This is a genomic window from Mesorhizobium sp. RSR565B, from assembly GCF_054719465.1.
Genome location: NZ_JBTTIE010000001.1, coordinates 323,456 through 350,280, shown reverse-complemented (window position 1 = coordinate 350,280; position 26,825 = coordinate 323,456). Strand labels below are relative to the sequence as shown.

The 26,825-nt window shown below is 62.9% G+C and carries 32 protein-coding genes and 1 riboswitch; of the genes, 21 read left to right on the top strand and 11 right to left on the bottom strand.

The window, feature by feature from the left end:
* Positions 1 to 20 precede the first annotated feature (20 nt).
* Positions 21 to 1,667: an acyl-CoA synthetase gene (locus tag ACYG9R_RS01755; RefSeq protein ID WP_023824414.1), complete on the bottom strand. Its 1,647-nt coding sequence runs from the start codon at positions 1,665 to 1,667 to the stop codon at positions 21 to 23.
* Positions 1,668 to 1,867: 200 nt separating this feature from the next.
* Here ACYG9R_RS01755 and ACYG9R_RS01750 point away from each other — a divergent pair, with 200 nt between their 5' ends.
* The 5 genes from ACYG9R_RS01750 (at position 1,868) to ACYG9R_RS01730 (ending at position 9,718) form a co-directional block, all read left to right on the top strand.
* The gene (locus ACYG9R_RS01750; protein ID WP_031199563.1) at positions 1,868 to 2,989 is read left to right on the top strand and encodes a KamA family radical SAM protein; all 1,122 of its coding nucleotides are present in this window, start codon (positions 1,868 to 1,870) and stop codon (positions 2,987 to 2,989) included.
* A gap of 151 nt (positions 2,990 to 3,140) precedes the next feature.
* Positions 3,141 to 6,950, top strand: a complete 3,810-nt coding sequence (gene metH / locus ACYG9R_RS01745) for a methionine synthase (RefSeq protein ID WP_023824416.1) — start codon at positions 3,141 to 3,143, stop codon at positions 6,948 to 6,950.
* A 192-nt stretch (positions 6,951 to 7,142) separates the two neighbouring features.
* The gene (locus ACYG9R_RS01740; RefSeq protein ID WP_023824417.1) at positions 7,143 to 7,733 is read left to right on the top strand and encodes a BA14K family protein; all 591 of its coding nucleotides are present in this window, start codon (positions 7,143 to 7,145) and stop codon (positions 7,731 to 7,733) included.
* Positions 7,734 to 7,820: 87 nt separating this feature from the next.
* Positions 7,821 to 8,135: a DUF2934 domain-containing protein gene (locus ACYG9R_RS01735; RefSeq protein ID WP_023824418.1), complete on the top strand. Its 315-nt coding sequence runs from the start codon at positions 7,821 to 7,823 to the stop codon at positions 8,133 to 8,135.
* A 404-nt stretch (positions 8,136 to 8,539) separates the two neighbouring features.
* Positions 8,540 to 9,718 carry a DUF3644 domain-containing protein gene (locus ACYG9R_RS01730; RefSeq protein WP_031199564.1) on the top strand — a complete coding sequence of 393 codons (1,179 nt, stop codon included), beginning with the start codon at positions 8,540 to 8,542 and terminating at the stop codon, positions 9,716 to 9,718.
* Positions 9,719 to 9,839: 121 nt separating this feature from the next.
* Here ACYG9R_RS01730 and ACYG9R_RS01725 read toward each other — a convergent pair whose 3' ends face one another.
* The 3 genes from ACYG9R_RS01725 to ACYG9R_RS01715 all read right to left on the bottom strand — a co-directional run bounded on the left by ACYG9R_RS01725 (position 9,840) and on the right by ACYG9R_RS01715 (position 12,363).
* Positions 9,840 to 10,850, bottom strand: coding sequence for a response regulator (locus ACYG9R_RS01725; RefSeq protein ID WP_023824420.1), 1,011 nt, complete (start codon positions 10,848 to 10,850; stop codon positions 9,840 to 9,842).
* Between the two features lie 131 nt (positions 10,851 to 10,981).
* Entirely contained in the window at positions 10,982 to 11,485 is a 504-nt protein-coding gene (locus ACYG9R_RS01720) for a hypothetical protein (RefSeq protein ID WP_023824421.1), read from the bottom strand.
* Between the two features lie 620 nt (positions 11,486 to 12,105).
* Entirely contained in the window at positions 12,106 to 12,363 is a 258-nt protein-coding gene (locus tag ACYG9R_RS01715) for a hypothetical protein (RefSeq protein ID WP_031199567.1), read from the bottom strand.
* Between the two features lie 330 nt (positions 12,364 to 12,693).
* Between ACYG9R_RS01715 and minC the strand changes: the two genes are divergently transcribed.
* The 8 genes from minC (at position 12,694) to ACYG9R_RS01675 (ending at position 19,259) form a co-directional block, all read left to right on the top strand.
* Positions 12,694 to 13,533 (top strand): septum site-determining protein MinC, encoded by an 840-nt coding sequence (minC, locus tag ACYG9R_RS01710; protein ID WP_023824424.1) that lies wholly within the window; start codon positions 12,694 to 12,696, stop codon positions 13,531 to 13,533.
* A gap of 49 nt (positions 13,534 to 13,582) precedes the next feature.
* Entirely contained in the window at positions 13,583 to 14,398 is an 816-nt protein-coding gene (gene minD / locus ACYG9R_RS01705) for a septum site-determining protein MinD (protein WP_023670342.1), read from the top strand.
* A complete protein-coding gene (gene minE / locus ACYG9R_RS01700; protein ID WP_023684809.1) occupies positions 14,395 to 14,667 on the top strand; it encodes a cell division topological specificity factor MinE in 273 nt (90 codons plus the stop codon). Before minD ends, minE begins: the two co-directional genes overlap by 4 nt.
* Before the next feature lie 337 nt (positions 14,668 to 15,004).
* Complete coding sequence (locus tag ACYG9R_RS01695) at positions 15,005 to 15,436, top strand: ArsR/SmtB family transcription factor (protein WP_023743859.1); 432 nt, start codon at positions 15,005 to 15,007, stop codon at positions 15,434 to 15,436.
* Positions 15,433 to 15,969, top strand: coding sequence for an SRPBCC family protein (locus ACYG9R_RS01690; RefSeq protein WP_023824426.1), 537 nt, complete (start codon positions 15,433 to 15,435; stop codon positions 15,967 to 15,969). The genes ACYG9R_RS01695 and ACYG9R_RS01690 overlap by 4 nt, the downstream gene beginning before the upstream one ends.
* A 166-nt stretch (positions 15,970 to 16,135) precedes the next feature.
* Positions 16,136 to 16,717, top strand: coding sequence for a dihydrofolate reductase family protein (locus ACYG9R_RS01685; protein WP_031199569.1), 582 nt, complete (start codon positions 16,136 to 16,138; stop codon positions 16,715 to 16,717).
* 340 nt (positions 16,718 to 17,057) lie between these two features.
* Entirely contained in the window at positions 17,058 to 17,939 is an 882-nt protein-coding gene (locus tag ACYG9R_RS01680) for an EamA family transporter (protein WP_023824428.1), read from the top strand.
* A gap of 144 nt (positions 17,940 to 18,083) precedes the next feature.
* Positions 18,084 to 19,259, top strand: a complete 1,176-nt coding sequence (locus tag ACYG9R_RS01675; RefSeq protein ID WP_023824429.1) for a hypothetical protein — start codon at positions 18,084 to 18,086, stop codon at positions 19,257 to 19,259.
* A gap of 91 nt (positions 19,260 to 19,350) precedes the next feature.
* Here ACYG9R_RS01675 and ACYG9R_RS01670 read toward each other — a convergent pair whose 3' ends face one another.
* From ACYG9R_RS01670 to dinB, 4 genes are all read right to left on the bottom strand, one after another.
* Positions 19,351 to 19,443, bottom strand: coding sequence for a hypothetical protein (locus tag ACYG9R_RS01670; RefSeq protein ID WP_023689018.1), 93 nt, complete (start codon positions 19,441 to 19,443; stop codon positions 19,351 to 19,353).
* A gap of 73 nt (positions 19,444 to 19,516) precedes the next feature.
* The gene (locus tag ACYG9R_RS01665; RefSeq protein WP_023684816.1) at positions 19,517 to 19,615 is read right to left on the bottom strand and encodes a hypothetical protein; all 99 of its coding nucleotides are present in this window, start codon (positions 19,613 to 19,615) and stop codon (positions 19,517 to 19,519) included.
* A 58-nt stretch (positions 19,616 to 19,673) separates the two neighbouring features.
* Entirely contained in the window at positions 19,674 to 19,772 is a 99-nt protein-coding gene (locus tag ACYG9R_RS01660; RefSeq protein WP_023824430.1) for a hypothetical protein, read from the bottom strand.
* Between the two features lie 284 nt (positions 19,773 to 20,056).
* Positions 20,057 to 21,298 carry a DNA polymerase IV gene (gene dinB / locus ACYG9R_RS01655; RefSeq protein WP_023824431.1) on the bottom strand — a complete coding sequence of 414 codons (1,242 nt, stop codon included), beginning with the start codon at positions 21,296 to 21,298 and terminating at the stop codon, positions 20,057 to 20,059.
* Positions 21,299 to 21,531: 233 nt separating this feature from the next.
* Here dinB and ACYG9R_RS01650 point away from each other — a divergent pair, with 233 nt between their 5' ends.
* The 3 genes from ACYG9R_RS01650 (at position 21,532) to ACYG9R_RS01640 (ending at position 22,818) form a co-directional block, all read left to right on the top strand.
* Positions 21,532 to 21,768, top strand: a complete 237-nt coding sequence (locus ACYG9R_RS01650) for a hypothetical protein (RefSeq protein WP_023824432.1) — start codon at positions 21,532 to 21,534, stop codon at positions 21,766 to 21,768.
* A 154-nt stretch (positions 21,769 to 21,922) separates the two neighbouring features.
* A complete protein-coding gene (locus tag ACYG9R_RS01645; RefSeq protein ID WP_023693868.1) occupies positions 21,923 to 22,330 on the top strand; it encodes a heme-copper oxidase family protein in 408 nt (135 codons plus the stop codon).
* 266 nt (positions 22,331 to 22,596) lie between these two features.
* Positions 22,597 to 22,818: a hypothetical protein gene (locus ACYG9R_RS01640; RefSeq protein ID WP_023693867.1), complete on the top strand. Its 222-nt coding sequence runs from the start codon at positions 22,597 to 22,599 to the stop codon at positions 22,816 to 22,818.
* Positions 22,819 to 22,838: 20 nt separating this feature from the next.
* Here the strand turns inward: ACYG9R_RS01640 and ACYG9R_RS01635 are convergent, their stop codons facing one another.
* Positions 22,839 to 23,069 (bottom strand): hypothetical protein, encoded by a 231-nt coding sequence (locus tag ACYG9R_RS01635; protein WP_023702926.1) that lies wholly within the window; start codon positions 23,067 to 23,069, stop codon positions 22,839 to 22,841.
* 140 nt (positions 23,070 to 23,209) lie between these two features.
* Positions 23,210 to 23,536, bottom strand: a complete 327-nt coding sequence (locus ACYG9R_RS01630; protein ID WP_023730341.1) for a hypothetical protein — start codon at positions 23,534 to 23,536, stop codon at positions 23,210 to 23,212.
* 161 nt (positions 23,537 to 23,697) lie between these two features.
* Here ACYG9R_RS01630 and ACYG9R_RS01625 point away from each other — a divergent pair, with 161 nt between their 5' ends.
* The 4 genes from ACYG9R_RS01625 (at position 23,698) to ACYG9R_RS01610 (ending at position 25,319) form a co-directional block, all read left to right on the top strand.
* The gene (locus ACYG9R_RS01625) at positions 23,698 to 24,000 is read left to right on the top strand and encodes a hypothetical protein (protein WP_023730342.1); all 303 of its coding nucleotides are present in this window, start codon (positions 23,698 to 23,700) and stop codon (positions 23,998 to 24,000) included.
* 343 nt (positions 24,001 to 24,343) lie between these two features.
* Positions 24,344 to 24,673 carry a DUF1236 domain-containing protein gene (locus tag ACYG9R_RS01620; RefSeq protein ID WP_023670359.1) on the top strand — a complete coding sequence of 110 codons (330 nt, stop codon included), beginning with the start codon at positions 24,344 to 24,346 and terminating at the stop codon, positions 24,671 to 24,673.
* A gap of 98 nt (positions 24,674 to 24,771) precedes the next feature.
* Complete coding sequence (locus tag ACYG9R_RS01615; protein WP_023670360.1) at positions 24,772 to 24,987, top strand: hypothetical protein; 216 nt, start codon at positions 24,772 to 24,774, stop codon at positions 24,985 to 24,987.
* A gap of 92 nt (positions 24,988 to 25,079) precedes the next feature.
* A complete protein-coding gene (locus tag ACYG9R_RS01610) occupies positions 25,080 to 25,319 on the top strand; it encodes a DUF2934 domain-containing protein (RefSeq protein ID WP_023684825.1) in 240 nt (79 codons plus the stop codon).
* 156 nt (positions 25,320 to 25,475) lie between these two features.
* Here the strand turns inward: ACYG9R_RS01610 and ACYG9R_RS01605 are convergent, their stop codons facing one another.
* On the bottom strand, positions 25,476 to 25,727 hold the full coding sequence (locus ACYG9R_RS01605; RefSeq protein WP_023824433.1) for a hypothetical protein: 252 nt from the start codon (positions 25,725 to 25,727) through the stop codon (positions 25,476 to 25,478).
* Positions 25,728 to 26,084: 357 nt separating this feature from the next.
* Positions 26,085 to 26,197: riboswitch (TPP riboswitch) on the top strand.
* On the opposite strand from ACYG9R_RS01605, the gene ACYG9R_RS01600 reads away from it, so the two are divergent.
* Positions 26,188 to 26,796, top strand: a complete 609-nt coding sequence (locus ACYG9R_RS01600) for a YkoF family thiamine/hydroxymethylpyrimidine-binding protein (RefSeq protein ID WP_023824434.1) — start codon at positions 26,188 to 26,190, stop codon at positions 26,794 to 26,796. (Overlaps the previous riboswitch by 10 nt.)
* Positions 26,797 to 26,825: the final 29 nt, after the last annotated feature.

The window sequence follows — 26,825 nt, the reverse complement described above, 5'->3', positions numbered from 1 at the left end:
GGGGGGAGATTGGCGCCTAATCACGCCTTGCGCTTCTCCACCTCCGCCTTCCTCAGCAGGAAGCGCTGGATCTTGCCGCTTGGGGTCTTCGGCAGTTCCGTGATGAACTCGACCTCGCGCGGGTAGGCGTGCGCCGACAGCCGTTTCTTGACGTGCTGGGCCAGCTCTTCGGCGAGCTCCGAATTGCCCTTGTAAGCCGGCGCCAGGACGACGAAGGCCTTGACGATCTCGGTGCGCTGCGGATCGGGCACGCCGACGACAGCCGCCTCGTTGACCGCCGGATGCTCGATCAGCGCGCTTTCGACGTCGAACGGGCCGATGCGATAGCCGGCCGAAGTGATGACATCGTCGGCGCGGCCCATGAAGGAGACCGAACCGTCCGGCTCGTACTCCACCGTGTCGCCGGTGCGGTAGTAGCCGCCCGTGATCGCTGGCGTCTCGGCTTGGTGATAGCCGTCGAACCAGCGCAGCGGCGACTTCGCGATGTCGACGGCGAGGATGCCGGGCTGGTTGGGGCCGAGCTCGTTGCCGGCCTCGTCCAATACCACCATGCGATATCCGGGCATTGCGAAGCCGGCCGAGCCCACGCGCACGACGTGCGAGAGCCCATGATGGTTGTTGACCATCATGCCGTTCTCGGTCTGGCCGTAATGGTCGTGAATGGGCGCGGCGAGATTTGCGTCGAACCAGCGGATGACTTCCGGGTTGAGCGGCTCGCCGGCGCTGCTCACCACGCGCAGTCTGCCTTTGACACGGGCCGCAGCTTCCGCGCCTTCCGCCATCAGCAGGCGATAGGCGGTCGGCGAGCCGGCAAGGCTGGTGACGCCGAGCCGCTCGATGATGTCGTAAGTGCTCTTGGCGTTGAAGGCGCCTTCATAGAAGGTCGTGGCGATGCCGAGCTGCAACGGGCCGGTGATGGCGTAATAGAGGCCGTAGGCCCAGCCGGGGTCCGCGATGTTCCAGAAGATGTCGTCGGGCAGCAAGCCGATCGCGTCGCGCATATAGGCGCCGAAGGCGAGCAGGGCGCGAAGCGGCACCGGCACGCCCTTGGGCAGGCCGGTCGTTCCCGACGTCGACATCATCATGAACAAGTCGTCGCCCTTGCGCATCACCGGCTGGCACTCGGGCGAGGCGGCGGCAAGCGCGGCGCGGAAATCGATGTCGCCTGCAGGTAGCTCACCGCCATTGCCAAGGATGGTGGCGATTTGCGCTGATGTCTCGACCTCGTCGAGCTTGCCGCGATTGGCCGGGTTGGTCACCACGATCCTGGCGCCGCTATAGCCGAGGCGGTGCTCGATGGCTTTCGGACCGAAGGCGGTGAACAGCGGCTGGTAGACCGCGCCGATGCGCCACGTCCCGAGGATCAGCGCCACCAGTTCGGGGACGCGCGGCAGCATGCCGGCGACGACATCGCCGGCACCGACGCCGGCGGCCTTGAGCACATTGGCGGCGCGCCCGGACATGTCGGCGAGATCGTCGAAGCTGAATTCGCGAAGCTCGCCGCCGGCCGAGATCGCGCGCAGCGCCAGCCGGTTTTGTCCGGTGTAGCGGCCGCAGCATTCGACATAGGCATTGATGCCGGTTCTAGGGTTGCCATACAGCCGGGCGATCTCATCTTCGATGCGAAAGCGCTGAACGGCATCCTCATAACGCGGCATTTTGCTCATGGCGATCCTCCCTAGGCGGCGCCCATCTCCCCTTGGAGCGCCTTATCGGTGAGATTGCCTGAAATTGCTGCGCTGGTCGATTACGGCGATAGTCGGGGATGCGAAGGATCGCAGCGCAGCGACAATCCGCGCCGAGCCACTGCTGTTGACCGAACCGTCCATCCGGCCGATAGCACCGCCAGAATTGCCCCGAGGCCCCAATGATCCCAGACTCAACTTTCCATGACTCGGCCACAGCCGACGAAGGACGCGATGCCGACACCGCCTGGCAAAACGACATCCGCGCGGGCGTGCGCCACGTCCGCGATCTCGCCTCGCTGCCGCTGTCACCCGCCGAGCACGCGGCGGCGCAGGAGGCGGCTACGCGCCACAAGGTGCGTGCCCCAAAAACCTATCTCGACCTGATCGACTGGAACGATCCCGCCGACCCGATCCGCGCCCAGGTCATTCCATCGCCGGATGAGCTGACGGAAACGGAAGGCGAGCTCGACGATCCGATCGCCGACCATGCCTTCAGTCCGGTGCCGCGACTGACGCACCGCCACGCCGACCGCGTGCTGTTGTTTGCGACCTACCAATGCGCGGTCTCTTGCCGCTTCTGCTTCCGCAAGGAGTCTCTGACCTCGATCGGCCGCGGCTACACGCGCGAGGCGCTCGAAGACGCCTTTGCCTATATCGAAGCCCATACCGAAATCCGCGAAGTGATCCTGACCGGCGGCGATCCGCTTTCGCTGCCGGACAAGGCGCTGGCCGAAATCCGCGCCCGTATCGAGGCGATCGCGCATGTGAGGCTGCTGCGTATCCACACGCGCGTGCCTGTCGTACTGCCCGCGCGCATCACGCCGGGGCTGGTTGGCGCGTTGCAGGGCCGGCTGATGGTCACAATCGTCACCCATTTCAACCATGGGCGGGAGATCACGCCGGCCACCGAATTGGCCTGCCGCGTCATGCGCCAGGCAGGCTTCGTGCTGCTCAACCAGAGTGTCCTGCTCAAGGGCGTCAACGACACGGTCGAGGTGCTGGAGGAACTCTGCCGCGAACTGATGTACCGGCTCGGCGTCAAACCCTATTACCTGCACCATGGCGACCTCGCGCGCGGCATGGCGCACAGGCGCACCACGATTGCGCAGGGACAGGCGCTGGCCGGCGCGCTGCGCGCCCGCCTGTCGGGCATCTGCAATCCGGTCTATGTGCTGGACCTGCCGGAAGGCGGTGGCAAGGTGCCGCTCGGGCCATGCCATGTCGAGGGCCGGGACGGGCAGGACTGGCGCATCCGCGGCCAGGACGGCGAGGTGAGGCTGTATCGGGACGTGGTGGTGTAGGCACGGCGCAGCGGCGCCAATGATCGCCGCCGTCACATTGTCGATCGGGATGACCGATCGCACCGAACTATCGCCACGACGCGTTCGCTTGCATTCCGTATGTTGACATAAAGATATCCTTATGTGATGGTTGTCGCCTCAAGGATAAAAAATGTCGCAGAATTCTGCATCGCTGGACGCATTGTTCGGCCCCGTCGCGGCCAGGCCCGATGGGTCCGAAGTGCTGGCGGCGCTGACGGCGGCGGCGCGCGAGCGCATTCTCATTCTCGACGGCGCCATGGGCACGCAGATCCAGGGTCTCGGTTTCGACGAGGAGCATTTCCGCGGCGAGGCTTTCGCTGGCTGCGCCTGCCACCAGCAGGGCAACAACGACCTCTTGATCCTGACGCAGCCGAAGGCGATCAAGGAGATCCATTATCAATACGCCATCGCTGGCGCCGATATCCTCGAGACCAACACCTTCTCCTCGACCTCGATCGCCCAAACGGACTACGGCATGGAGGATGCCGTCTACGCGCTGAACCGGGACGGCGCGCGACTGGTGCGTCGGGCAGCGGCGAGGGCACAGCAGGAAGACGGCAAGCGGCGCTTCGTCGCCGGCGCGCTCGGGCCGACCAACCGCACCGCCTCGATGTCGCCCGACGTCAACAATCCAGGCTACCGCGCCGTCACCTTCGACGATCTGCGCCTGGCCTATGGCGAGCAGCTGCGCGGCCTGATCGACGGCGGCGCCGACATCATTCTCATTGAAACCATCTTCGATACGCTGAACGCCAAGGCGGCGATCTTCGCCTGCAACGAGATATTCATCGAAAAGGGCGTGCGCCTGCCGGTGATGATTTCCGGCACCATCACCGATCTCTCCGGCCGCACGCTGTCGGGCCAGACGCCGACCGCCTTCTGGCATTCGGTGCGCCATGCCAACCCCTTCACCATCGGCCTCAACTGCGCGCTCGGCGCCAATGCGATGCGCGCGCATCTGGCCGAAATTTCAGGCGCCGCCGACACCTTCGTCTGCGCCTATCCGAATGCCGGCCTGCCCAATGAATTCGGCCGCTATGACGAGAGCCCGGACTTCATGGCCGCGCAGATCGAGGATTTTGCGCGGGAAGGGCTCGTCAACGTCGTCGGCGGCTGCTGTGGCTCGACGCCGGACCACATCCGCGCCATCGCCGAGGCTGTCAAGAAATATCCGCCACGCGCCATCCCCGAGATCGAGCGCAAGATGCGCCTGTCCGGGCTGGAGCCGTTCACGCTGACCGACGAGATTCCCTTCGTCAATGTCGGCGAGCGCACCAACGTCACCGGCTCGGCCAAGTTCCGAAAGCTGATCACGGCGGGCGACTATGTTCCGGCGCTCGACGTGGCGCGCGACCAGGTCGCCAATGGCGCACAGATCATCGACATCAACATGGATGAAGGCCTGATCGATTCGAAGAAGGCGATGGTCGAGTATCTAAACCTGATCGCCGCCGAGCCTGACATCGCGCGGGTCCCGGTGATGGTGGACTCCTCGAAATGGGAGATCATCGAGGCCGGGCTGAAATGCGTGCAGGGCAAGCCGCTGGTCAACTCCATCTCGATGAAGGAAGGCGAGGAAGCCTTTCTGCATCACGCGAAGCTGGTGCGCGCCTATGGCGCGGCCGTGGTCGTCATGGCCTTCGACGAGGCCGGTCAGGCCGACACCAGGGCGCGCAAGGTCGAGATCTGCACCCGCGCCTACAAACTCCTCACCGAACAGGCCGGTTTCCCGCCCGAGGACATCGTCTTCGACCCCAATGTCTTCGCGGTCGCCACCGGCATCGAGGAGCACGACAATTACGGCGTCGACTTCATCGAGGCCACCGGCGAGATCACCGCCACGCTGCCGCATGTGCATATCTCGGGCGGCGTCTCGAACCTGTCCTTCTCCTTCCGCGGCAACGAGCCGGTGCGCGAGGCGATGCACGCCGTGTTCCTCTACCATGCCATCCAGCGCGGCATGGATATGGGCATCGTCAATGCCGGCCAGCTCGCCGTCTACGACACGATCGAGCCGGGGCTGCGCGAAGCGTGCGAGGACGTCGTGCTCAACCGCGCGCCCAGGGCCGGCGGCACCGCCACCGAACGCATGCTGGAGATCGCCGAGCGTTTCAAGGGCACGGCCGGCAAGGAAGCCAGGGAGCGCGATCTCGCCTGGCGCGACTGGACAGTCGAGCAGCGGATTTCCCATGCGCTGGTCAACGGCATCACCGAATTCATCGACGCCGACACCGAAGAGGCGCGGCTTGCGGCCGAGCGGCCTCTGCATGTCATCGAAGGCCCGCTGATGGCCGGCATGAATGTCGTCGGCGATCTGTTCGGCGCTGGAAAGATGTTTCTGCCGCAAGTGGTGAAGTCGGCGCGCGTGATGAAGCAGGCGGTGGCCGGATTGCTGCCGCACATGAAGGCCGAAAAACTGGCCAACGCCGCCAATGGCATCGACAATGGCGAGCGCCAGACAGCCGGCAAAATCCTGATGGCGACTGTAAAGGGCGATGTCCACGACATCGGCAAGAACATCGTCGGCGTCGTTCTGGCCTGCAACAATTACGAGATCATCGATCTCGGCGTCATGGTGCCGGCGGCGAAGATCCTGCAGACGGCTCGCGAGCAAAATGTCGACATCATCGGCCTGTCCGGCCTGATCACCCCGTCGCTGGACGAGATGGTGCACATGGCCGCCGAGATGGAGCGTGAAGGGTTTGACATTCCGCTGCTGATCGGCGGCGCCACGACCAGCCGCGTGCACACGGCGGTGAAGATCCACCCGCGCTATTCCAAGGGACAGACGGTCTATGTCAATGACGCCAGCCGCGCCGTCGGCGTCGTGTCATCCTTGCTGTCGAACGAGACCAAGGGCGGCTACGTCGACACATTGCGGGCCGAGTACAAAAAGGTCGCCGACGCGCATGCCCGCTCCGAGGCCGACAAGCAGCGGCTGCCGCTCGCCAGAGCGAGGGCCAATGCGCACAAGGTCGATTGGTGCGCCTACCAACCGCCGAAGCCCTCGTTCACGGGCGTGAAAGTGTTCGAGAACTGGGACCTGACTGAACTCTCGCGTTACATCGACTGGACGCCGTTCTTCCAGACCTGGGAGCTGAAGGGGCGTTATCCCAAGATCCTCGAGGACGACAAGCAAGGACCGGCCGCGCGCCAGCTGTTCGAGGATGCGCAGGCGATGCTGAAGCAGATCATCGCCGAGAAATGGTTTGCGCCGCGCGGCGTCATCGGCTTCTGGCCGGCGAACACCGTCGGCGACGACATCAGGTTGTTCACCGATGAGGCACGCTCGCAGGAACTGGCGACCTTCTTCACGCTGCGCCAGCAGCTGACCAGGCGCGACGGCAAGGCCAATGTCGCGCTGTCGGATTTCGTCGCGCCGGCCGACAGCGGCAAGCCGGACTATATCGGCGGCTTCATCGTCACCGCGGGGATCGAGGAGGTGGCGATATCAGAGCGCTTCGAGCGCGCCAATGACGATTATTCCTCGATCATGGTCAAGGCGCTGGCCGATCGTTTCGCCGAAGCGTTCGCCGAGCGCATGCACGAGAAGGTGCGCAAGGAATTCTGGGGCTATGCATCAGACGAGAAGCTGGCCCCCGACGAACTGATCGGCGAGCCCTATCGCGGCATCCGCCCGGCGCCCGGCTATCCCGCGCAGCCCGATCATACCGAGAAGGCGACCTTGTTCCGGCTGCTCGACGGCGAGCGCAGTGCCGGCGTGAGCCTCACCGAAAGCTATGCGATGTGGCCGGGTTCATCGGTCTCCGGCATCTATCTCGCCCATCCCGAAAGCTATTATTTCGGTGTCGCCAAGGTCGAACGCGACCAGGTCGAGGACTATGCGCGGCGTAAAGCCATGCCGCTGGCCGATGCCGAGCGCTGGCTTGGGCCGATCCTCAACTATGTGCCCGTGGATTATGCCGAGGCGGCGGAATAGCCGGGACGTGATCTTGCCCAATGGCTGCTCGACCGCTCCCTTGATTTTTCACCGTCGAAAAAAATCGCGCCGCACCCGGTTCTCGGCGAGCTGCCGGTTGTCGGTCGGTCAGACTTAGGTCCCTCGCGCCTGCTTTTCTGGAACAAGCCGTGATGTCCCGCATTTTATTGGCAGGGACACAAGGAGTGTCGAGTGAAAGCGATTTTGGGACTGGTCGGCGGCTTCGTGCTGACCCTTGCGGTGTTCGGCAGCGGGCTGGTTTTCGCAGCCTGGCTGCTTGCCGCCAAGCCTGTGCGGGAGGCAAGGCCCACCGTCAGCGTGGCGGAACTGTGGACCCGGAAAGCGCGGCCGGTGGACAAGACGGCGCAGGACTTCGAACGTGTGCCGCCCGAGCAGTCCGCGCCTGCCGACATCGCCGCCAAGGAGCCAGCCCAGGACCCGGCCAGGCAGCAGCCCGATCCCACAGTCACCGGCGCCATCGCGCGGACCGAACTGCCGCCGCCGCATCTCGCCTGGTGCGCCAGCCGATACCGCTCCTACGATCCCGACGACAACAGCTACATGTCCTATAGCGGACAGCAGCGCACCTGCGTCTCGCCCTATCTCGCCGCTGACCGCGCCGCGCCGCGAGAGGCAAGCTATGTCGAGGGCGAAGGCGCCTACGCGGCCGCCGGCGGCGACGCGGACCATGTCGCCTCCTGCTTCAGCCGCTATCGCTCGTACCGTCCGGAAGACAACAGCTACCAGCCATATTCCGGCGGGCCGAGACGGCAATGCGAATAGCCAGCGCGAAGGGCGCCGCGAACGATTGCGACCGCGCGATTTCTGGGATCGTCCGGATCGTCCTCAAAAACCCAGGGAGGAACCACCATGGAAGACGACCGGCATCAGAAGATACAGCAGCGCGCTTACCAGATCTGGGAGCGCGAAGGCACTGGCGACCCCGAGCATCACTGGCACCGGGCCGAGGCTGAAATCGACCGCGAGGCGGCGCTGCCGCTGACCGCCGACGACGCCCTGCCGCGCGAGATCGCCAGCACCGACATCCTGGCGGTCGAGGAACTGGCCATGCGCACCGGCATATCGGGCGAGGAAGCGCAGGAGCTGATCGACAGACTGGGCACGGACCGCGCGGCGGTTGAGCAGGCGGCGAGGGGGAGCGAGGGGAGGCGGGGAAAGGCCTAATTGGGGCGCGCGACATAGGGCCGTCATTTTCTGACAGCTTTGCGTCTCCTACCGGTCATTTTGGGCAGTCGGAACCGTCCACTGAAAGCGGACATCCTCGCCGCCAACATACATACTGAATTGGATAGAAAGTTCCAGAGTCCTGCCGGGAGCGGCCTAAGCCGTCCCTCCAATCAGCACGAGTAGCGTGGTTCGTAGGCCCGGAGCTACACTCGACCGCTTCGGATGCCGTACAAGCAGCTCGTGATGGTTTCACGCCCTGGTCTCAGTCAGACAGATTTACAAGCGAAATACTGTGCTGTCACAGCAGAGCCGTCAAACCGTTTACTTGCACTGCTCAATCATGATTGCAGATTTCGCCAGACCTGCCTAAGTTCCATTGGGTTTTGTGGGAGGGGCGACACATGCCAAAACTTCGGGGACTTGACGCAGAAGAGAAGAGCGTCATCAAGGGTCTCCTCGCGAGAGGCGAACGAAACCAGGACATTCATGCCCTAATCAACTTCGGACGTGAGCCGACTGTGAATTTCGGCCGCATCACGACAGTCAAGAAAAATGCCGCCATTGCCGCCGCAACGGACGCTGAAATTGAATTCTTCAAAAAGAAGAAGGAGAGTTTCGCTCCGGTTACCGGCCTGAACCTTTACGAAGACGAGCGGCTCATTCGTGCCCGTGAGGCGATGATCCTTGCGGTGACCATCTTCAATAGCAGCACCTACAATTTTAAAACCGGCATATTCGCGATAATGGCGAACATAGCCTGGACGTACCTGCTGCATGAGCACTACGAGCGCAAAAGCATTCCCACGCTAAACGCCGATGGCACGTCGTTCGGCTTGAGCTTTATGCTCAGCCGCCCGGATTGCCCTTTGAGCAAGGGCATTAGGAACAACCTGAGAACGATAAAGTCGATCCGAGATGAGGTGGAACACCGCCTAATGGGTCGGAGCGACCCGAAATGGCTTTCGATCTTCCAGGCCTGTTCACTGAATTTCGACAAGACCATAGTGGAGTGGTTTGGACCGCGGTTGACCCTTCAGAATGAGATCTCGGTCGCATTGCAGTTTGGCAAGCTTCAGATCGACCACGCAGCACAGCTTCAGGGCTACGATGTGCCAGCGCATATATCTGCTCTGGACGCGCTGGTATCTGCCGATCTAACCGAAGAGGAGCTGGAGGATTTGGAATATCAGTTCAAGGTCGTTTACACGCTCGACAGCGCCTCAAAAGGCGGATCGCATATCCAATTTCTCTTGCCGGATTCAGAAGAAGGGCAGGTGGTCCATAACGTATTGCAGAAATACAAGATTTCCGACGATCTTTATCCGCATAAGCCGACGGAGGTTGCCCACGCCGTTCAAGGCAAATGCAAATACGCATATTCGGTGAGTGATCACACTGCGGCTTGGAAAAAGCACAAAGCCCGCCCGGCCAAGGGCGATAAGACCAATAAGAAATACTGCATCTATCACAAGGCCTATAAGAGCTACACCTACAACGATGCTTGGGTTGACCTCCTGATTGCGGAGCGGTTGGTGTGGGAAGCTGACTACGATGCAGCGCAGGCTGCGCCCGAGGCGTAAATCGCGAACTCAGTATCTGGCGGCGTCGACCTCCGCCGCCATTTCTCCCAGTCGCTTCCCTTGCTGCGATTGTGCACGAGGTGCGTCATCGCTCTCGGTGACTGCACGTCGCTACGTGATTTTATTTACGCTCGATATACTCCCGCTGCCTCAACAGGTCCGCATAACTTTCCTTCACCTTTTCGGCGAGAACCTCCATCCCAAATGGCTTAGTGACCAAGTACGAGGAATCCGGCCTGTTTCCGTTGAGCAGCCTTTCTGGAAAGGCCGTTACAAATACCACACCCGCGTTGATTGTTTCGAGAATGGTATTCACCGCATCGATGCCGGAGCTGCCGTCGGCCAATTGTATATCGGTGGTGATGATGTCGGGCCGCAGGCGCAGGCCAAGGTCAAGAGCCTCTCGCTCAGTTCTGGCTATGCCGACCACTTTAAAGCCCTGCTTCGTAAGCAGCTCTTCTATATCCATGGCAATGATAGGCTCGTCTTCAATAATGAGAGCAGAAGGTTGGAATGCCTTCAACGCCTCGAGCCTTGCGTCTAAGCGCGCATTTTCTTCGGCTTTCGCCGCAAGCTTTTTTTGAGCCGCGAGCTTGCCTGCTTCGGCGTTTTTTAATTCCGCACGAGCCACCTTAGGTGATGGCGCCAGCTTTTTTAACTGCTTGGCCAGGTCGTGCAGCCATTTTTCTTTCTTACGGTCAAAGGTATGATTGTCGTGACCCTGGATACCCAGAGCTTGGAGCACCGTATCGCGCACCTCCTGTAGCTTCTTAGAATCTGTAATGTTCCAGCCCTGCTTGAGCCCTATCGTGCTTGTCACTTGCGCGAAGGTGACAGGAGGCACGACGACAGGGAGTGGTTTAAAAGCTTTTACCCAGGCCGCCCCGACCTCCATTAGACAGAAGGGGCTGTCCATATAGGCTGGTGTCATCAGTAGAATAACCAGTTTTGGCTGCTGGATTCTATCTCGCATATCCTCGTTGAAATCGTGTGAGAGCGGGATGCCAAAGCCAGTCAGGCTGGAGCAAAAGATTTCACTTTTTGGAACGCCGATCGCATCCATCATGAAGTCCACCAACAGCTCCGCGAGGTGTCGGTCTGCTACCGCATGGCTAAGAAATATTCCGCTCATTCCGAATCCAATTGCCGACGCGCAGATAATGACTCAACATCTACCCGTTCCACTCACGCCTGTGTAGGGATGGAGCGTTGTGTTTGCGTGCCTCTCGCTACGATTAAGACTCGGAATAGTTTTGAGAAGCCTCAAAGTGCCCGTATCGCGGCCGTAGCGTTCCTGCAAAATCTCGATACCAAGAATTCAGCGACCCACTGCTTATTCCCCTCCTGACCGGCCAGCACGAGATAGTGAGCACCCCGGCCATCAAGTCGGTACGTCGAGATTTCCTTATTATGATGGGCAATCTTGTTAAGTGCATCCCGCAGGCTAAGAATTTTGATGCCCGGATGTTTACGGTCGATTCGGCAGGAGCCCAGCATGGCAAGAAGTTCCAGGTGACTAACACCCCTAAATGGCTGGCCGGTGTCCTCCGACATTTGGTAACGTATTGGCTTTCCGTGATCTTGTTCATTTCGGAGCACGTCAAACAGGCCCACCATGGCTTTCCACGCGTCGTCAGAAGCGTTGGCAGCGTCGACAGAGTTTGGATCGTTTTTGAATGTCTTAGAAGCGTCCCGAACCACTCGCACAAGGTCTCTCGCTCCCAGCGAGCGGTCCCGCACGATAAATGCTATCCTGTGCGAAACCATGATGGTTTTTCCTCACTCGGCCGGTTGGGCGGAAAATGTAATGATCCTGTTCTAGTGCCTGCACCACTCTGGGGGTAGGGGCAGCCCGTGCTGTCTACAGGAGATGTCATCGACATGCCGCGGCCATCGCGAACGCCAAAATGACTCTGCCATCCTCTCCCATCGAACTGTCGACTAGTTCGTCCAGATCGCGCATTCAACTGTTTGGCCGGTAGCGGGGTCGCGAACGCTCTTGTGGGACACACGGTGAAGTCCCAGTTTCAGCATAGCAGCTCTATTGGCCGCGACGAAATTCGGTTCGCCGACTTGCCACTCCCAGCGCTTGTTCTTCGGGTTGGGCTTCCAGGTAAACCTAGACCCATAAATCTGGCGGCCATCGATCCGGCAGTCCATACTCGCCGGCATGAAGCCCTGTCGCCTCATCGCCTCGTCGAGCGGCACAGCGGTGGTCTTGTTCTGCCATCCGTCCTTGTTGGCGGTCGAGACTGTAGTGCATCCCGCAAGGAATATGCTTGCCAGTACCAGCGCGCCGATTGCGGCGCTTGCTTTGGCTGCGCGCCTGCTTCGATCTTGTCTCACCACTCACCTCCTGTGAACTTACCCGGCTCAATGATCCGCACTTACGTCTTCGGCGGCCCACAGCGCCCCTTAAGAATCGCGATCTCGGCCTCGTGGTCGCCTCCCGACATGGACGCAAGCGGCACGCCGATCAGGAAGACGCCGAGCGCATCGCCGGATGCTGACTTGTTCTGCTGATTTGATATGACGGCAAGGCGCTGCCGGTCGGCTGCGGTGCAGGGGCCGGAATTCGGAACGCCCGCAATCTTGTCGGGCGGCGTGGCGCACCCGGCGAGGCCAGCCAGCAGCGATAGTGCCAAAACACTACGTTCATAATTTCCCCCATTAACCCATCCCGCGCCAACATTACGCGGCGTATGGCGGCGCGCAAGTATTAGGCACTGGGCAATACATGAAATTTTTAACAATCTGCGCCGACACTTGCTGCGTTGCGGCCGTTGCGATTGCAACTTGCCTCGCTGGTGGCCGGGAATGGGGCGCGTCGATTGGTGCCTTTGTAAGGGTGGCAGGATGCTTGGCGCCGGCTGTCCGGAAAGGCAGCTTTCGCAGCGCGCGAATACCCCTTCCCGTTAACCTTTCGTTAACCATACCACGGCTAGCGTTTACCTATCAGTAAGGAATCGCCCGCCGTGACCTTTGCCGCTCCCCTCGAGGCCAAATCCATTCGCTTTCGCGCCCGCTCCTTCGTCGCTTTCACGCTGACGCCGGAGGCGCCTTTGGACGTTTGGCTGGAGAGCCTCGATCGCTGGGTCGGCAATTCGCCGGGCTATTTTGTCGGGCGCCCGGTGGTGCTCGATCTCAACGTGCTGAAGCCCGATGTCGTGGCCATCGAAGCGCTGGTCGATCTGCTCGGCCAGCGCGGAATCCGCATCTATGCCATGGAACTCGATGGTGGCGCCGAGCTTGGCACGCATCTGCCGCCAGTGCTGGTCGGCGCCAAGGAGGCGACCACCGACGGGCTGCTGCAGCCCAGCCGCAAGGCGGGCAGGGCGGAGGACGCCACGCCGGCAGGCGATACGAAGGCGGCCGGTGACATCAAGGCAGAGGCCGGCGATTTGAAGGCGGGCGATTTGAAGACGGGCGATCTGAAACCGGCGAGCGATGCCAAGACGCAGCCTCGAGACACCAAGGCCCCGGACGCCGGCACGTTGATGATCCGCTCGCCGATCCGTTCGGGCCAGCTGATCTTCCATCCGCATGGCGACGTCATCGTGCTGGGCTCCGTCGCCTCCGGCTCCGAGATCGTCGCCACCGGCTCGATCCACGTCTATGGCACGCTGCGCGGCCGCGCTTCGGCAGGCGCTCAAGGCAACACGGCGGCGCGTGTCTTCTGCCGCAGGAACGAAGCCGAACTTCTCTCGGTGGATGGCTGGTATTGCACGGCCGAGGAGATGGACCCGTCAGTCCGGGGCAAGCCTGTGCAGGCATTTCTCGACAACGGCATGCTGCGCATCGCCCCTTTCAGCTAATGCGTCTCGCCCGACAACGACATAACGAACAACAACGGAGGCTTTATTGATGGGCAAGGTAGTGGTGGTCACCTCGGGCAAGGGGGGCGTCGGCAAGACGACCTCTACCGCGGCTCTGGGGGCGGCGGTCGCCAAGACCGGCAAGAAGGTGGCGCTGGTGGATTTCGATGTCGGCCTGCGCAACCTCGATTTGATCATGGGCGCCGAACGGCGCGTGGTGTTCGACCTCGTCAACGTCATCCAAGGCTCGGCAAAGCTGTCGCAGGCGCTGATCCGCGACAAGCGGGTCGAGACCTTGTTCCTGCTGCCGGCCTCGCAGACGCGCGACAAGGATGCGCTGACCGAGGAGGGCGTGGCCGAGGTCATCGGCAAGCTGCGCTCGGTGTTCGACTATGTCTTCTGCGACAGCCCGGCCGGCATCGAGCGCGGCGCGCAGCTCGCCATGCGCTTTGCCGACGAGGCGGTCATCGTCACCAATCCGGAAGTGTCGTCGGTGCGCGATTCCGACCGCATCATCGGCCTGCTCGATTCCCGCACCTTGCGGGCCGAGGAGGGCGAGCAGATCGCCAAGCATGTGCTGGTCACGCGCTATGATGCGGGACGCGCCGCGCGGGGCGAAATGCTGTCGATCGACGATGTGCTGGAGATCCTGTCGGTGCCGCTGCTCGGCATCATTCCCGAAAGCCAGGATGTGCTGCGCGCCTCCAACCTCGGTTCGCCGGTGACGCTGTCGGAGCCGCTCAATGCCGCCGCCAAGGCTTACATCGACGCCGCCAAGCGCCTCGAGGGCGAACAGCTGCCGGTCATCGTGCCCTTCGAGCGCAAGGGCTTCCTCGATCGTCTTTTGGGAAGGAGGGCGGCATGAACCTGCTCGACATCTTCAAGCGGCGCACCAGCGCGCCGGTGGCGCGCGAACGGCTGCAAGTGCTGCTTGCCTATGAGCGCCGCAACCGCAGCCAGCCCGATCTCGTCTCCATCCTGCGCGAGGAGATCATGGCGGTGATCGCCAAGCACGTGCAGATCGACCAGGATTATCTGCAAGTTTCGATGGACCGCGGCGAGACCATGTCGACGCTGGAGATCGACATCCAGATCCCCAACAAGAGCGCGGTGCCGCTGGCCATGGCGGGGTGAGATTGAAGCTGCTGATCTCCCCCCTTGTGGGGGAGATGGCCGGCAGGCCAGAGGGGGGCGCTGTCCCGCTGGCCTGTCAATTACATGTAGCAACGGCTTTGCCGAAGATCTGGATTCGCTGAGACGTAGCGATCCTTCGCGCCCCCCTCTGTCCTGCCGGACATCTCCCCCACGAGGGGGGAGATTGCGCTCCTCGCGCTCGCCTGCGCCAAGCACCCCCGCCCGGACCTGCGGTCCGACCTCCCCACAAGGGGGAGGTAGGGGGCCAGCTCCTCTCGCCAAAAAACATTCAACCAACTAGTTGACTATCTAAAATCTCGCCTCTATATTCAACTACATGGTTGAATTAGAGACGCCCCAGATGGACCAGGTTTTTCACGCCCTTGGCGACGCCACGCGCCGGAACATGCTTAACCACCTCGCCGGCGGCGAGCGTACGGTGAGCGAGTTGGCACAGCCCTTTGCCATGTCGCTGGCCGCCGCCTCCAAGCACATCAAGGCGCTGGAGCATGCCGGGCTGATCCGGCGTGAAGTGCGCGGCCGCACCCATGTCTGCCGCCTCGAGGCACGCCCGCTGGCCACCGCCTATCAGTGGCTCGGCCAATACGCGCGTTTCTGGAACAGCCGCCTCGATGTCCTCGAACAGCTTTTGCGCGAGGAGGCGGGGCGCAAAACGTCGACAACGCAGACAATGCCGGCACCGGCAAATCCAGAACCATCCAAGCCGGAATCACCCAGGCCAACACCTTCCAAGGGAGACGACCGATGAATCAGATGAACAGCTTCGACGGCTACGCCCAGCTGATCCAGCCGGCCACGTTGAGGATCGAACGGCTCTTGCCCGGAACCAGGGAGCGCGTCTGGGAATATCTGACGCAGAGCGATCTGCGCCGCAAATGGCTGGCGGCCGGCGACATGGAGATGGAGGAAGGCTCTTCCTTCGAACTGGTCTGGCGCAACGACGAACTGACCGACCCGCCCGGCGACAGGCCGGCCAGCTTCGGTGGCGGCGAGCAGCGGATGCACAACCAGATCGTCGAGTGCGATCCGCCGCGCAAGCTCACCATCACCTGGAACGGCAGCGGCAATGTCACCTTCGAATTGGCGCAGCGCGGCGACGACGTCTTGCTCACCCTGGTCCACCGCCGCCTGCCGGACCGCTCGAGCCTGATGATGCATGCCGCCGGCTGGCACGTGCATCTCGACCTCCTGGTTGCCCGCGTGGCGGCCGAGAAGCCCGAACCGTTCTGGGACAGCTTTAGCCGTATCGTGGCGGAATACGACCGGCGCCTGCCGGCCTGACCCTGACCTGACGCGTCGCCCGGTCCGACCGGGCCCCATCGATCCCTTGCATCGGATGCCGGCGCAAGGGCCGGCGAAACACGCGCCTTCGCCAGACACCGCGGCGCGTCATCGGAAGTGAAACCAGGCAACGTGCTTGCATCCCGCAAGCCCGAAGGAGGAAGTCATGCGTAAATTGATCACCGGAATGAAGATCTCCATCGACGGCAAGATGGAAGGCCCCGAAGGCTTCGCCGACTGGGTCGACAACTGGTCGGAGGAATACAGCCTGATGCCTGAGATCGACGCCTGCCTGCTCGGCGGCGTCATGTATGCCGGCTATGAGCGCTACTGGAGCGCGATCCTTGAGAACGAGCCGGACCAGCCATTGCCGATGACCGGCAGACTGGTCGACCCGGCCGAACTCGAATGGGCGCGCTTTGCCGCGAAAACCCCGCACTATGTGCTGTCGAACACCATGACTTCGGCCGCCTGGGCCTCGACGCGCTTCCTGCGCAGCCTCGACGACGTCGCGGCGCTGAAGCGCGAGCCCGGCAAGAACATCTATCTCATGGGCGGCGCCCGCATCACCGCCAGCCTGATCGAGGCGGGGCTAGTGGATGAAATGCGGCTCATCGTCTATCCGCTGCTCGCCGGCGACGGCAAGGCGCTGTTCGGCACGGTGCACGCCCGGCACGGACTGGAACTGCGCAAGGCCGAGGCGCTTTCGGATGGACGTGTGAGCCTGGTGTATGGGCTGGCGAGCTAGCCTCTTTTCCTCTCCCTCCGAGGGGGAGAGGTGGCGCCGCGAAGCGGCGACGGAGTGGGGGAAGGCGCTCATGAAACCCACGGTCGCCGCAAAACAGGAGCGACGGAGCGAGGGGCGAAACGCCTGCAAGCAGGCAATCAGGCGGATGAACGGTCGACCCCCACTCCGTCGAGCTACGCTCGACACCTCTCCCCTGATCGACGGGGAGAGGAAATGCGTCGGCGTTCGCCTCCCACCCTTGCCCTATCAACAGCCCGCTCGTGCCACACGACAGCCAGGCCCTTTATCCCTATCTCCGGCCTGCGCTACGGCCGGCTGGTCGCGCGGGGAGGGACTGGAATTGACGTCGACGCCGATTGCCGCAGCTGAAGCGAAGGGCTTGCCGATCGGCGCGTTGCTTGGCGCCATGGTGTCGATCCAGATCGGCGCCACCTTCGCCAAGGGCCTGTTTCCACTGATTGGCGCCAACGGCACCACGGCGCTGCGGCTGGTCGTGGGGGCGCTGATGCTGGCGGCGGTGCTGAGGCCGTGGCGGGTGCGGCCGTCGCGCGCCGTGCTGCCCTGGCTCATCGCCTACGGCGTCAACCTCGCGGCGCTGAACCTGCTGTTTTATGCAGCGCTCGCCAGAATTCCGCTCGGCGTCGCGGTGGCGCTCGAATTCTCCGGCCCGCTGCTCGTGGCGACGCTGTCGTCGCGGCGCGCCACCGACTTCGTCTGGGTGGTGCTGGCCGTTGCCGGCATATTGCTGTTGTCGCCCTTCATCCACTCCGGCAGTGCACTCGACCCGATCGGCGTGATGCTGGCGCTGGCCGCCGGCGGCTGCTGGGCGCTCTACATCGTCTTTGCGCAAAAGGCGGGCGCCGAGCTTGGCAGCCAGACCACGGCTTACGGGCTGGTCATTGCCGCTGCTCTCGCCCTGCCGTTCGGCCTAGCCGAGGCGGGTACCGGCCTGATCGCACCCGCGATCCTGGTCAGCGCGCTGCTGGTCGGGCTGTTCTCCAGCGCCTTGCCGTTCTGGCTGGAGATGGTGGCGCTGACCCGGATGCCGGCCAGGCTCTACGGCACGCTGACTTGTCTGGAGCCGGCGCTGGGCGCGCTGGCCGGCTTCCTGTTCCTGCACGAGACCCTGAGCCCGCTGCAGTGCGCGGGCGTCGCCGCCGTGGTCGTCGCCGCCTTCGGCGCCGCGCTGACCACCAAGCCGCCGGTGCCGTCGCCGGAATAGTTGCCCGAGATGGGTATATGAGGCCGACGCCATGTCCGCCGGTCCCGTGTCCGGTTGCTCAAGCGCCTGCAGCATCGATATATGGATCGATGTATGTGCAGGAGATCCAGATGAGCAGGGCCGACAGCATTGCTTGAGCCGTCCGTGATCAAGGCAATACTCCTTGTCGGGTTCGCCGCTGTCGTTGCGGCTCTCGCCTGGCGGCTGGCGCGGTCTCGTCTCAGAGCCCGGCTTCGTGAAGATCCGGCCAACGACTACGCCGTGCGCCGGGACTGGTCGGGCAACCACGGCAAGCTCAATCATTCGTCCTTTGTCTATTTCGATGCCGATCGCGACGGCCGCTACGGGCTCGGCGACCGCCCGATGGCCGGCATCATGGTCAGACTGCATGATGGCGACGGCCGCTTCGTCGCCGCGGCGCGGAGCAACCGCGGCGGCTTTGCCAATTTCCTGGCGTCGGCGAAACGTCGGGCCGCGCCCATCCATGTGCCGGGCAGCTACCGCTTCACCGTGTCGGTTCCGCCCGGCTGGCGCTCCAGCAGCGCCAACGAGGTCCAGTCGCAGCACCTCCGGCCGCTGCCGGGCTCGCCCACCGGGCTGGCCTCGGAAGCAATGCTGCAGCCGGTCGGCCTGTTTGCGATACGCCGGCTCAGCGGCCGCGTAGCGGACGGTGCTTCGGCGAGCATCTCGGTGATGGCGAAAGGGCAAGAGGTGGCGGTGCATCCGCTAAGTGCTGGAGCTGGCTTCCGTCTCGATCTGCCCGATGACGCCGACGCGATCGAAGTCACCGGCGATGGCATGGAACGACGACTGGCCTTGTCCGCCTACCCGACCGAGCTCGGCCTGCTGTCGCCCGAGAATGCGGCAGTCGACAGCGCCGCGTCCTTGCAGGCCATCGGTTTCGACGATGTCACGACGCGCGGCCTGCGCAAGGTGCCGTCCGGTTATGCCGGGTTGACTTGGTTCAACCTGAACGCACTGGCGTGCGATCATACCGAAGGCAGCGAAGGCTACGTCAACGGCAATATCTCGGGAGACCATGTCTGCTATACGAGCAGCGGACACCCGGCCGAATTCTCGAGCGACAAACCGTTCGGGTTCCATTCCGTGATGCTGACAGCGGCATGGTTGAAGTCCGAAGGCGAAACCGCACTGGTCGAGAGCTGGCTTGGCGACCGGCTGATCGCCAGCGACACGATCGTCCTGTCGGCACTGGCGCCCGTCCACTATGCGCCGATGCTGGCGGCGGTGACGCGCGTGCGCCTTTCAACGAGCCACTATTGGCAGCTCGTGCTCGACGATCTGGTGGTTGTGCGCTGAACGGTCCCGCCGCCTGCGGGAGATCATGCTCTGGAAACGATCAAGCCGCCCGACTCTGTCAGGAGGATCTCGATCTACCGGGGGAACGAGTTTAGCCCGGAATAGGAGCAGAAGCGCCGTTCGCGGTGATCTGCGAGAGCTTGCCCTTCTTGACCAGCACCGGCTTCGAATAGGTCTTCCTCATTTTCCACTCTCCACGTCGGGCACCCAAAGCCCTGTTCCCGGCCAGACGGCACGAGGCGTCGGATAATCGGCTGCTAGACTGCGACCGGCCCGGAGCCGTTACCATTGTCGGCTGTAACCTGCGAGAGCTTGCCCTTCTTGACCAGCACCGGCTTCGAATAGGTCTTCTTCATGCCGCATCTCCAGTGTCAGGCGGGCCGCCAGATCAGGCGAAAGTCCGACTCAACGACCTCACTCGATCGGGCCGGAACCCGCTCCATTGGCGAGCGCCGTAACCTGCGAAAGCTTGCCTTTTTTGATCAGAACAGGCTTCGAATAGGTTTTCTTCATAGTGAATCCTCCAAGCTTACGCGATAATGCCAGACGGATCGGCACTGTCAACCTTCGCGGCCTCGCTGTCCCATCCCGGTTTTTCTTGGCGCCGATGCGCTAACTGCAAGTCCACCTTCATCGACAAAGCGTTGTTCTTGGGCGTGCATGGCTGGCCGGGTTGCGGTGCGAAAAATGTCCGAAACTGCGGCGGGTCTGGCCTGGTTGGTCGGCCTGCTCAAACAGAGCGGCAATGCAGCGCGGAGGGGTCCAGCCTAAACATTGGCCTTGCCGTCGCGCCGCACTCACAGTTCCTTCTCCGCCAGTTCGCGGAAGGCGTCGGGAACCGAGCGCCGGGCTTCCAGCGCCACGGCGCCATAGCCGACAGCCTCTCTGCCAAAGCGCTGGCGGATCTTGTCGATGGCGCGGTCGGCGCCAAAGCGCGCCAGGCCTTGCCTGCTGCCGGGCCGCTGCTTTTCATCGGCAAGCCCGAGCGGCAGCTCCAACTGCAGCTCGGCACTTTCTTCCAGCTGCGACACCGAGATCGCCAGCAGCGAGATGGTCTTCTCCCGAGGGTTGGCGGCCAGCACGCCGCGCACCAGCTCCCCGGCGATTTCGGCCAGCATCGCGGTTGCCGAAATCGGCTGATCGAGCGTCAGCGAGCGTGTGACAGCGTGCAGATCGGCGAAACGCACGCGCACCGTCACCGTGCGCCCGGGCCGTGATTTCGCCCTGAGCCGGCTTGCGACCCGGTCTGCCAGATGCAGCAGCACGGGTCCGAAGATACGCGCCTCGGCCGGCCGTCTGCCAAGCGCCGACTGCGCGCCGGCGGAATGCGACGGCCTGTGGGTTTCGAGCTTTCGCGGGTCGCGGTTCCATGCCAGCGACGCCAGCTTTTCGCCGGCGGCGGGCCCGAGTAACCTTCGCAGCGCCCCGCTATGCGTCTTTGCCAACTGGCCGATGGTCTCGATGCCGATCTCGGCCAGCCGCGCTCTGGTCGCCGGGCCGACGCCCCACATCAGCCCGACTGGCAGATCATGCAGGAAGGCAAGTTCGGTGTCCGGATCGACCACCACCAGGCCGTCGGGCTTGGCCACCTGCGAGGCGATCTTGGCCAGATGCTTGGTGCGCGCCACGCCGATCGAGATCGGCAGGCCGAGCTCTGCCCGGACGCGCCGACGCACCGTGGCGGCGATCTCGGCCGGCGGCCCGAACAGATGCGTGCAGCCGGCGACATCGGCAAAGGCTTCATCGATGGAAATCCGCTCGACCAGCGGCGTGAAATCGTCGAGCACCTTGATGGCGGCGTCGCCCAGCCGCTGATAGTCGGCGAAATGGCCGCCGACGAAGATCAGTCCGGGGCAAAGCTCGCGCGCGCGTCGTCCGGGCATGCCGCCGCGCACGCCGAAAACCCTGGCTTCGTAGGAAGCGGCAAGCACGACGCCGCCGCCGACGGCGATCGGCTTGCCCCTGAGCGCCGGGTCGAGCAGCTGCTCGACCGAGGCGTAGAAGGCGTCGAGATCCGCATGCAGGATGGTGGGCTCCATCCCGACCGTTCCCTTTGCGGCGTTGCAGCATTAGCCGCGTCTGTTGTGAGAGGCGTTTTTGCCGAACAAATAGAGAACAAACAGGGCCTGTTGTCAAGCGAAGTGGTTGTCGCCGGCCGGCCCGTTCCAGGTCGGGCTGTCGAGTGCTCCGCCTGGGCATCGGACCTGCGGAACATTGTCTCTCGCCTCGGCGTTCATATCCGCGACGGGACGCTGTTTTTGTGGAGGCCGGTATGGGCCAGTTCGCGATGATCGACCTCGTCAGCGTCATTGACGCCTGCACGAGCGATCGCGTTGCCGGGCACTGCGTGTCAATGGCCAGGGCGGTGGAGGAGTTGCGAGTGCTGACCGGTGATTTCGTATCGCCGGACGAGACGGTGGCCAACGCGCTGTCGGCAGTGGCGCTGGGGCGCGGCTGCGCGGTGGTGTTCGACGAGCGAGCGGGCGCCGACATCTTGCTGACGCCGTAGCGCGGCGGCGCCGGGTTGTGGCAGCCAGAAAAGTCGAACAGCGTGCAAAAAGCTGTGCAGGCATGGCCCCATAACCGGGGCGTGGAAAATTTCTGCGCGTGGGTGTATTCTCCAGGTCGCAAGCGGTCGCAGACCGCATAGGGGGAGAAATGACATGCCGAGGGTTTCAGAACTCTTTTTCAAAACTGCCATCTTGTTCCTGATGTTGGGGATTGCGGCCGGCCTGCAGATGGCGATCTCGGGCGACCACGCCGCTTTTCCGGCGCACGCGCATATCAATCTGCTCGGTTGGGTGACGAGCGCCATCTTCGGCGGCTACTACGCGCTCAATCCGCAAAAGGCGGCGCGTCGCGTCGCCATGATCCACTACGGGCTCTACACTCTCGGCTTGGTGATCATGCTGCCGGCGCTGTATGTGATGCTGCAGGGAAACCCGGCGCTTGAACCGATCGTCGCCGGCGGCTCGCTCATTATCGCCGCTGCCGTTCTGGTTTTTGCTTTCGTGGTGTTTTCGCCCGAAACGGCGCGCTCGGTGTCCGGCGTGGTTCCGGCCTCTCGCTGACTGTTCGCGCGCGGCGATCAAAGTCCGACCCGCATTCGCGACCCGCGACACGGGTTGGCCAGGCCGATGGCCGCAGCCGCTGGCTGCGGTGTCTATCGCCGCGTCGGCGTTTAACATACCCGAGTCCCACCACGTATTATTTCGTGACTATTTGGCGCCGGAACCTTCCCAGATATCGCGCGTTGCGGCGACTGTATTCGCGCTGCCTTATATATAGGCAGACTTGAGTACGTCCACAGCATGGGTTGGGGGAGGAGCAGGCCACCATGTCGAAAAGAGAAATCGGAACGTCGGCCTCACTGGGCCGACGCATCGCCGATCTGAAAGCCAGGATGCGAGACGCCAGCGTTACTGAACACGAGATGCAGACCTTCCAGAAGGTCGCAGCCATCATGGGAGGTGTCGAAGGCTCCCTACGCCTCGACGCCGACGACCTGATCGCGGCGTCCTTCGTCACCGAGGCGCTCGGCGATCCCGGGTCGAATTGAAGGTCAGAGCCCGTCGGCACTCAAGTGCCGGCGGTCGATGGCCCGGTTCGCAGCGCCGCGATGCCGGAGCGTGTCTGCACCGCCCGCGGCGGGGATTTCTTGCGCACTTTGAAGATTTCAGGCGAGCGGCCTCGACGGCGCTTGAAATATTGGGCTTCGCGTTCGTGCTTCTCGGCTGCTTCTCGGCTGTCGAAGGTGCCGAGATTGTCGCCGTCCAGCCCTTGACCACAAGGGCTAAGCCAAACCGCCAAGGCGCCTTAAACGAAGGATCCGGCCAGCCGGATCCTTCGAAATATCGCGATGCTCCGGCATCGCCTTCAGCTCATACTTGGTCCAACTGGTGACGGCGTGGACGTCCCGGGAAACCTCTCGAAAGTCCGCGGTCGCTGCCTTACACGTCGTCGAACGGGCCGCCGCGCCTCGCCAGGTCGTGACCAATGGCGGCTTCCTCGGCGTCGTCGGGCAAGGCATCGTCACTGTCCTGGTAGGGGTTGTCGTCATCCTCCTCGGGCAGTTCGCCTTCCTTCTCGACACCGGTGGTGTCCGGCAGGCTTTCCTCATCTGCTCCGTCGGGTAGGACCGTTGCGCCACGCAGCGCATCCCAATCCTGCCGGCGCGGCGTCGGCGCTTCCACTTCATCATTGGCGATCCTGTCGCGGGCATCGTTTTTGCTCGGTGGCGCCTCGACCTCGTCATTGGGTTTTCTGTTTCGTTCCATGATTGCCTCCTCTGGGCGGCTTAGCGTCGAGAAGGTGGAACTCACTTCCGGCTGCCAGGTTCCAGCAACCACTCCAGCTTCAGTGGAACCAATTGCCGCCAGTCTGCTTTGCCAAGGACTAGTCTGCTTTGCCAAGGAGATGAATCCAGAGGAGCTGGACCATGAAGACTTTCCCCCTCATCCCATGCGTGCTGCTCTTGGCGCTGGTCGACCCGGCGGCCGCGCAGGACAATAGCGACCAGCACGGCCCTGCCGCGCCTTGCCAGGCGCAGCCTCAGGACGATGGTCAGAAGCCGCCGGTCGCCAATGGCGGCGGCGAATCGACCAGCACGCTCGGTCCCTGCGGCGGCGTGCTGCAGCCGCCGCCCAGTGGTGACCAGGGTATGACGCAGCCGCCGCCGGATCAGGGCAAGACGCCGGTGATCAAGCCTGGCGAGGTGCCTGCGCAGCCGCCGAAGCAATGACCTTTGCTTGAAACTTCACGGCGTGGCACGAAGGCGGTCGGTTCCGGTCTTGGCCGGGCGGCGCGGTCACCGGATCAATGCCGGCGCCGGCCGCAATCGCCACCGAGGAATTCGAGCCGTGCATCATCCATGTCGAAGGTCTCCTGAGGGATTGTGCTTCAATGCGAATCTTGCGGGTGCGGGTTCTGCTGGCATGACCGGGAAGCCGATCAATTTAGTCTCCGCTTGCGGAACAAGACCGTACCGGCTGCGTTTGCCTCCAGGAGCCCGCCACCTCGATCTGCGCTGTTTTCGCCTCATGCGGGAACACGGCGGAGCTCGCCAACAACGACAGGAGACGAAGATGAAAACCATCCTTATTCCCGCCGTCGCCGGGCTCGCCATGATCGCTGGTATCGGCATTGCCGCCGCCGACGAGGTGATCGTCACGCAGCCGGCACAGCAGCAGGTGATCATCACCCCGGAACAGCGCACGGTCGTGCACCAGTACGTAAAGAAACATCCGCTTGCCTCGGTCAATCTGCTCGGCGTCGAATTGAATGTCGGCACTGCCTTGCCTGACACTGTCGAGCTGCAGGAGGTTCCCGACGTTCAGTACAGATACGCCGTCGTCGACAACCATACCGTGTTGGTCGACCCCAGCACGCGCAGGATTGTCGAGGTGGTCGAGTAACGCTCGACAACCTAACCATTCATCGGTGATACGGCCCTGTCGTTCTTCCCAAAAGGGCGGCAGGGCCGAATGACGAACATGATGAAAGGAGAATTGCCATGTTGCCGCATGTCGAGACCCCGAACTCCGCCAATGTTGCGGCGTGTTGCGACAAGTTGCTGGCCGAGCGCAACACGGCGCTGTTATCGATGAAGGAAGCGATCGCGCTCCTGCGGGAGCGCACCGGCACCGATCGTTCGGATGCCGACCTCGCGGGGCTGATCGTCAAGAAAGCGGCGCTGCTCGGCGTTGCGGTGATTTCCGACCCGCGCTGAGATGTCTCGTCACTCAAGACGCCGGCCGAATTTTCGGCTAATGTTTTCGTGGAATCTGGACCAACCGACCGGACCCAACCACGGAGGCTTAAGTGACGGACGACAAACAGGACCGCATTCGCCAGCGCGCGCACGAGATCTGGGAAAAGGCCGGCCGGCCTGAAGGCGCGCATCAGGAACACTGGGAGCAGGCCACGGCTGAAGTCGATGGCGCGGTCGCCAAGCCCAAAAAGGCGGCGAAGAAAGCTGACGCCAAGCCCGCCAAGGCAGCCGCCAAGCCAAAGGCAGCGAAGCCTGCCGCCGCAAAGTCCGGCAAAGCCAAATCGAAATAAGGCCAGAAATAAGGCCAGTCGAAATAAAGCAAGGCCGGAATTCGCTGGCCGGGCCATCCTTGGCGCCCGCCGTTCAGGCGCGTCCGAGCCTCTCAACCTGACGAATTGCGCCTGCGACGGGCAGCGCAATTCCTTGTGTTTGGCGACAGCCGCCCCTCATGCCTCCCAGGCATAACTCGACAGCGCAAAGCGAATCCCGGCAGCTGTCATGGCCAGTTCGCATTCGGTGATCTGGCGTAGGTGGCGCAGATAGCGCGTCACGGTCTGTGGCAGCCAGCCGGCGCAGGCCTCGACATAGGCGCGGCTGTGAACAAGGGTGCCGGTCGACAGCCTCTCGTCCTTCTCGACAACGACTTTCAGATATTGGCGGATGAAGCGGATGTCGTCGGCGATGTCCTGGCTGGCCATTCGCCAGGCCCCGGCGAGGCGTTCGCACTGATCGAATGACAAGGGCAACAAAGGGGGCGGCAATAAAGGCGGCGGCAACAAAGGCGGCGGCAACGACGGGGGTGACAGCAGAGGCCGAGAGAGATCGGCGAAGGCAACATGGTTCGCTGTGTTCAAGGACATTCCTCTCTGCGAAAAGAGATATCGTACTTTATGTACGAATGAGCGTCAAGCCAATTTCGTACGGTTGGGACGATAACGCAACGAACTGACGAGTCGTCTGTTAACGCCCGGGCGCCCGGCACGTCTGGCCCAAAACACTTTCCCGCAGTGCCTCAACAAACGGCTTCCCCAATGCCGCGAACGGTGCTTTAACCCGCCCATCCACAGGGGTGCTCCGTATCGTCGGGGCTGAGATGAGGGCGGCAAGCCTTCGGACCCTAAAGCTGATCTGGATAATACCAGCGGAGCGAGGCGGGCGATGTTTTCAGGCGCACAGATTTCCCTTTATCCCATGACCGACGATTTCGTCGGCGTCATCCTCGGCGCGCTCGGCGCGCTCGATCCCTGGCGCGACCGGCTGCGGATCGAAACCGATGACATCTCGACCCTTATGGTCGGGCCGCCCGAGGTGCTGTTTCCCGCCATGCGCGACCTGTTCGTCGCGGCGGCCAAAAGCGGCAAGCACTGCGTGCTTTCGGCGGCGGTCTCGCGCGGCTGTCCGGGCGAGCCCGACGATCCGATCTGCCGCTCCGACGAGACCGGCGGCCCCGCCATTCCGCTGGACGAGCGCAAGATCGCCGCGATCCGCGCTGTCCAGGCCACGCCGTCGACCGGCCAGCCGGTGGCGGCGCAGTTCTCGCTCTACGTTATGGGCACGGGCGACCATATGGACGAGATCTACGGCTGCATCGATTTCCTGAAACAGTCCGGCGTCTTTGAGCGCTCAAAGAACTTCTGCACCAAATTGCGTGGCGATGCCGGTGCGGTGTTTGCCACGCTCAACGAGGCCTTCTGCCGCTTCGGCCCCGGCGCCGGCCACGTCGCCCTCGACATCACGATCTCGGCGAACAGCCCGAGCGCCGTCTGAGCCGCGGCTCAAGCGTCGTTCCTTGAGGA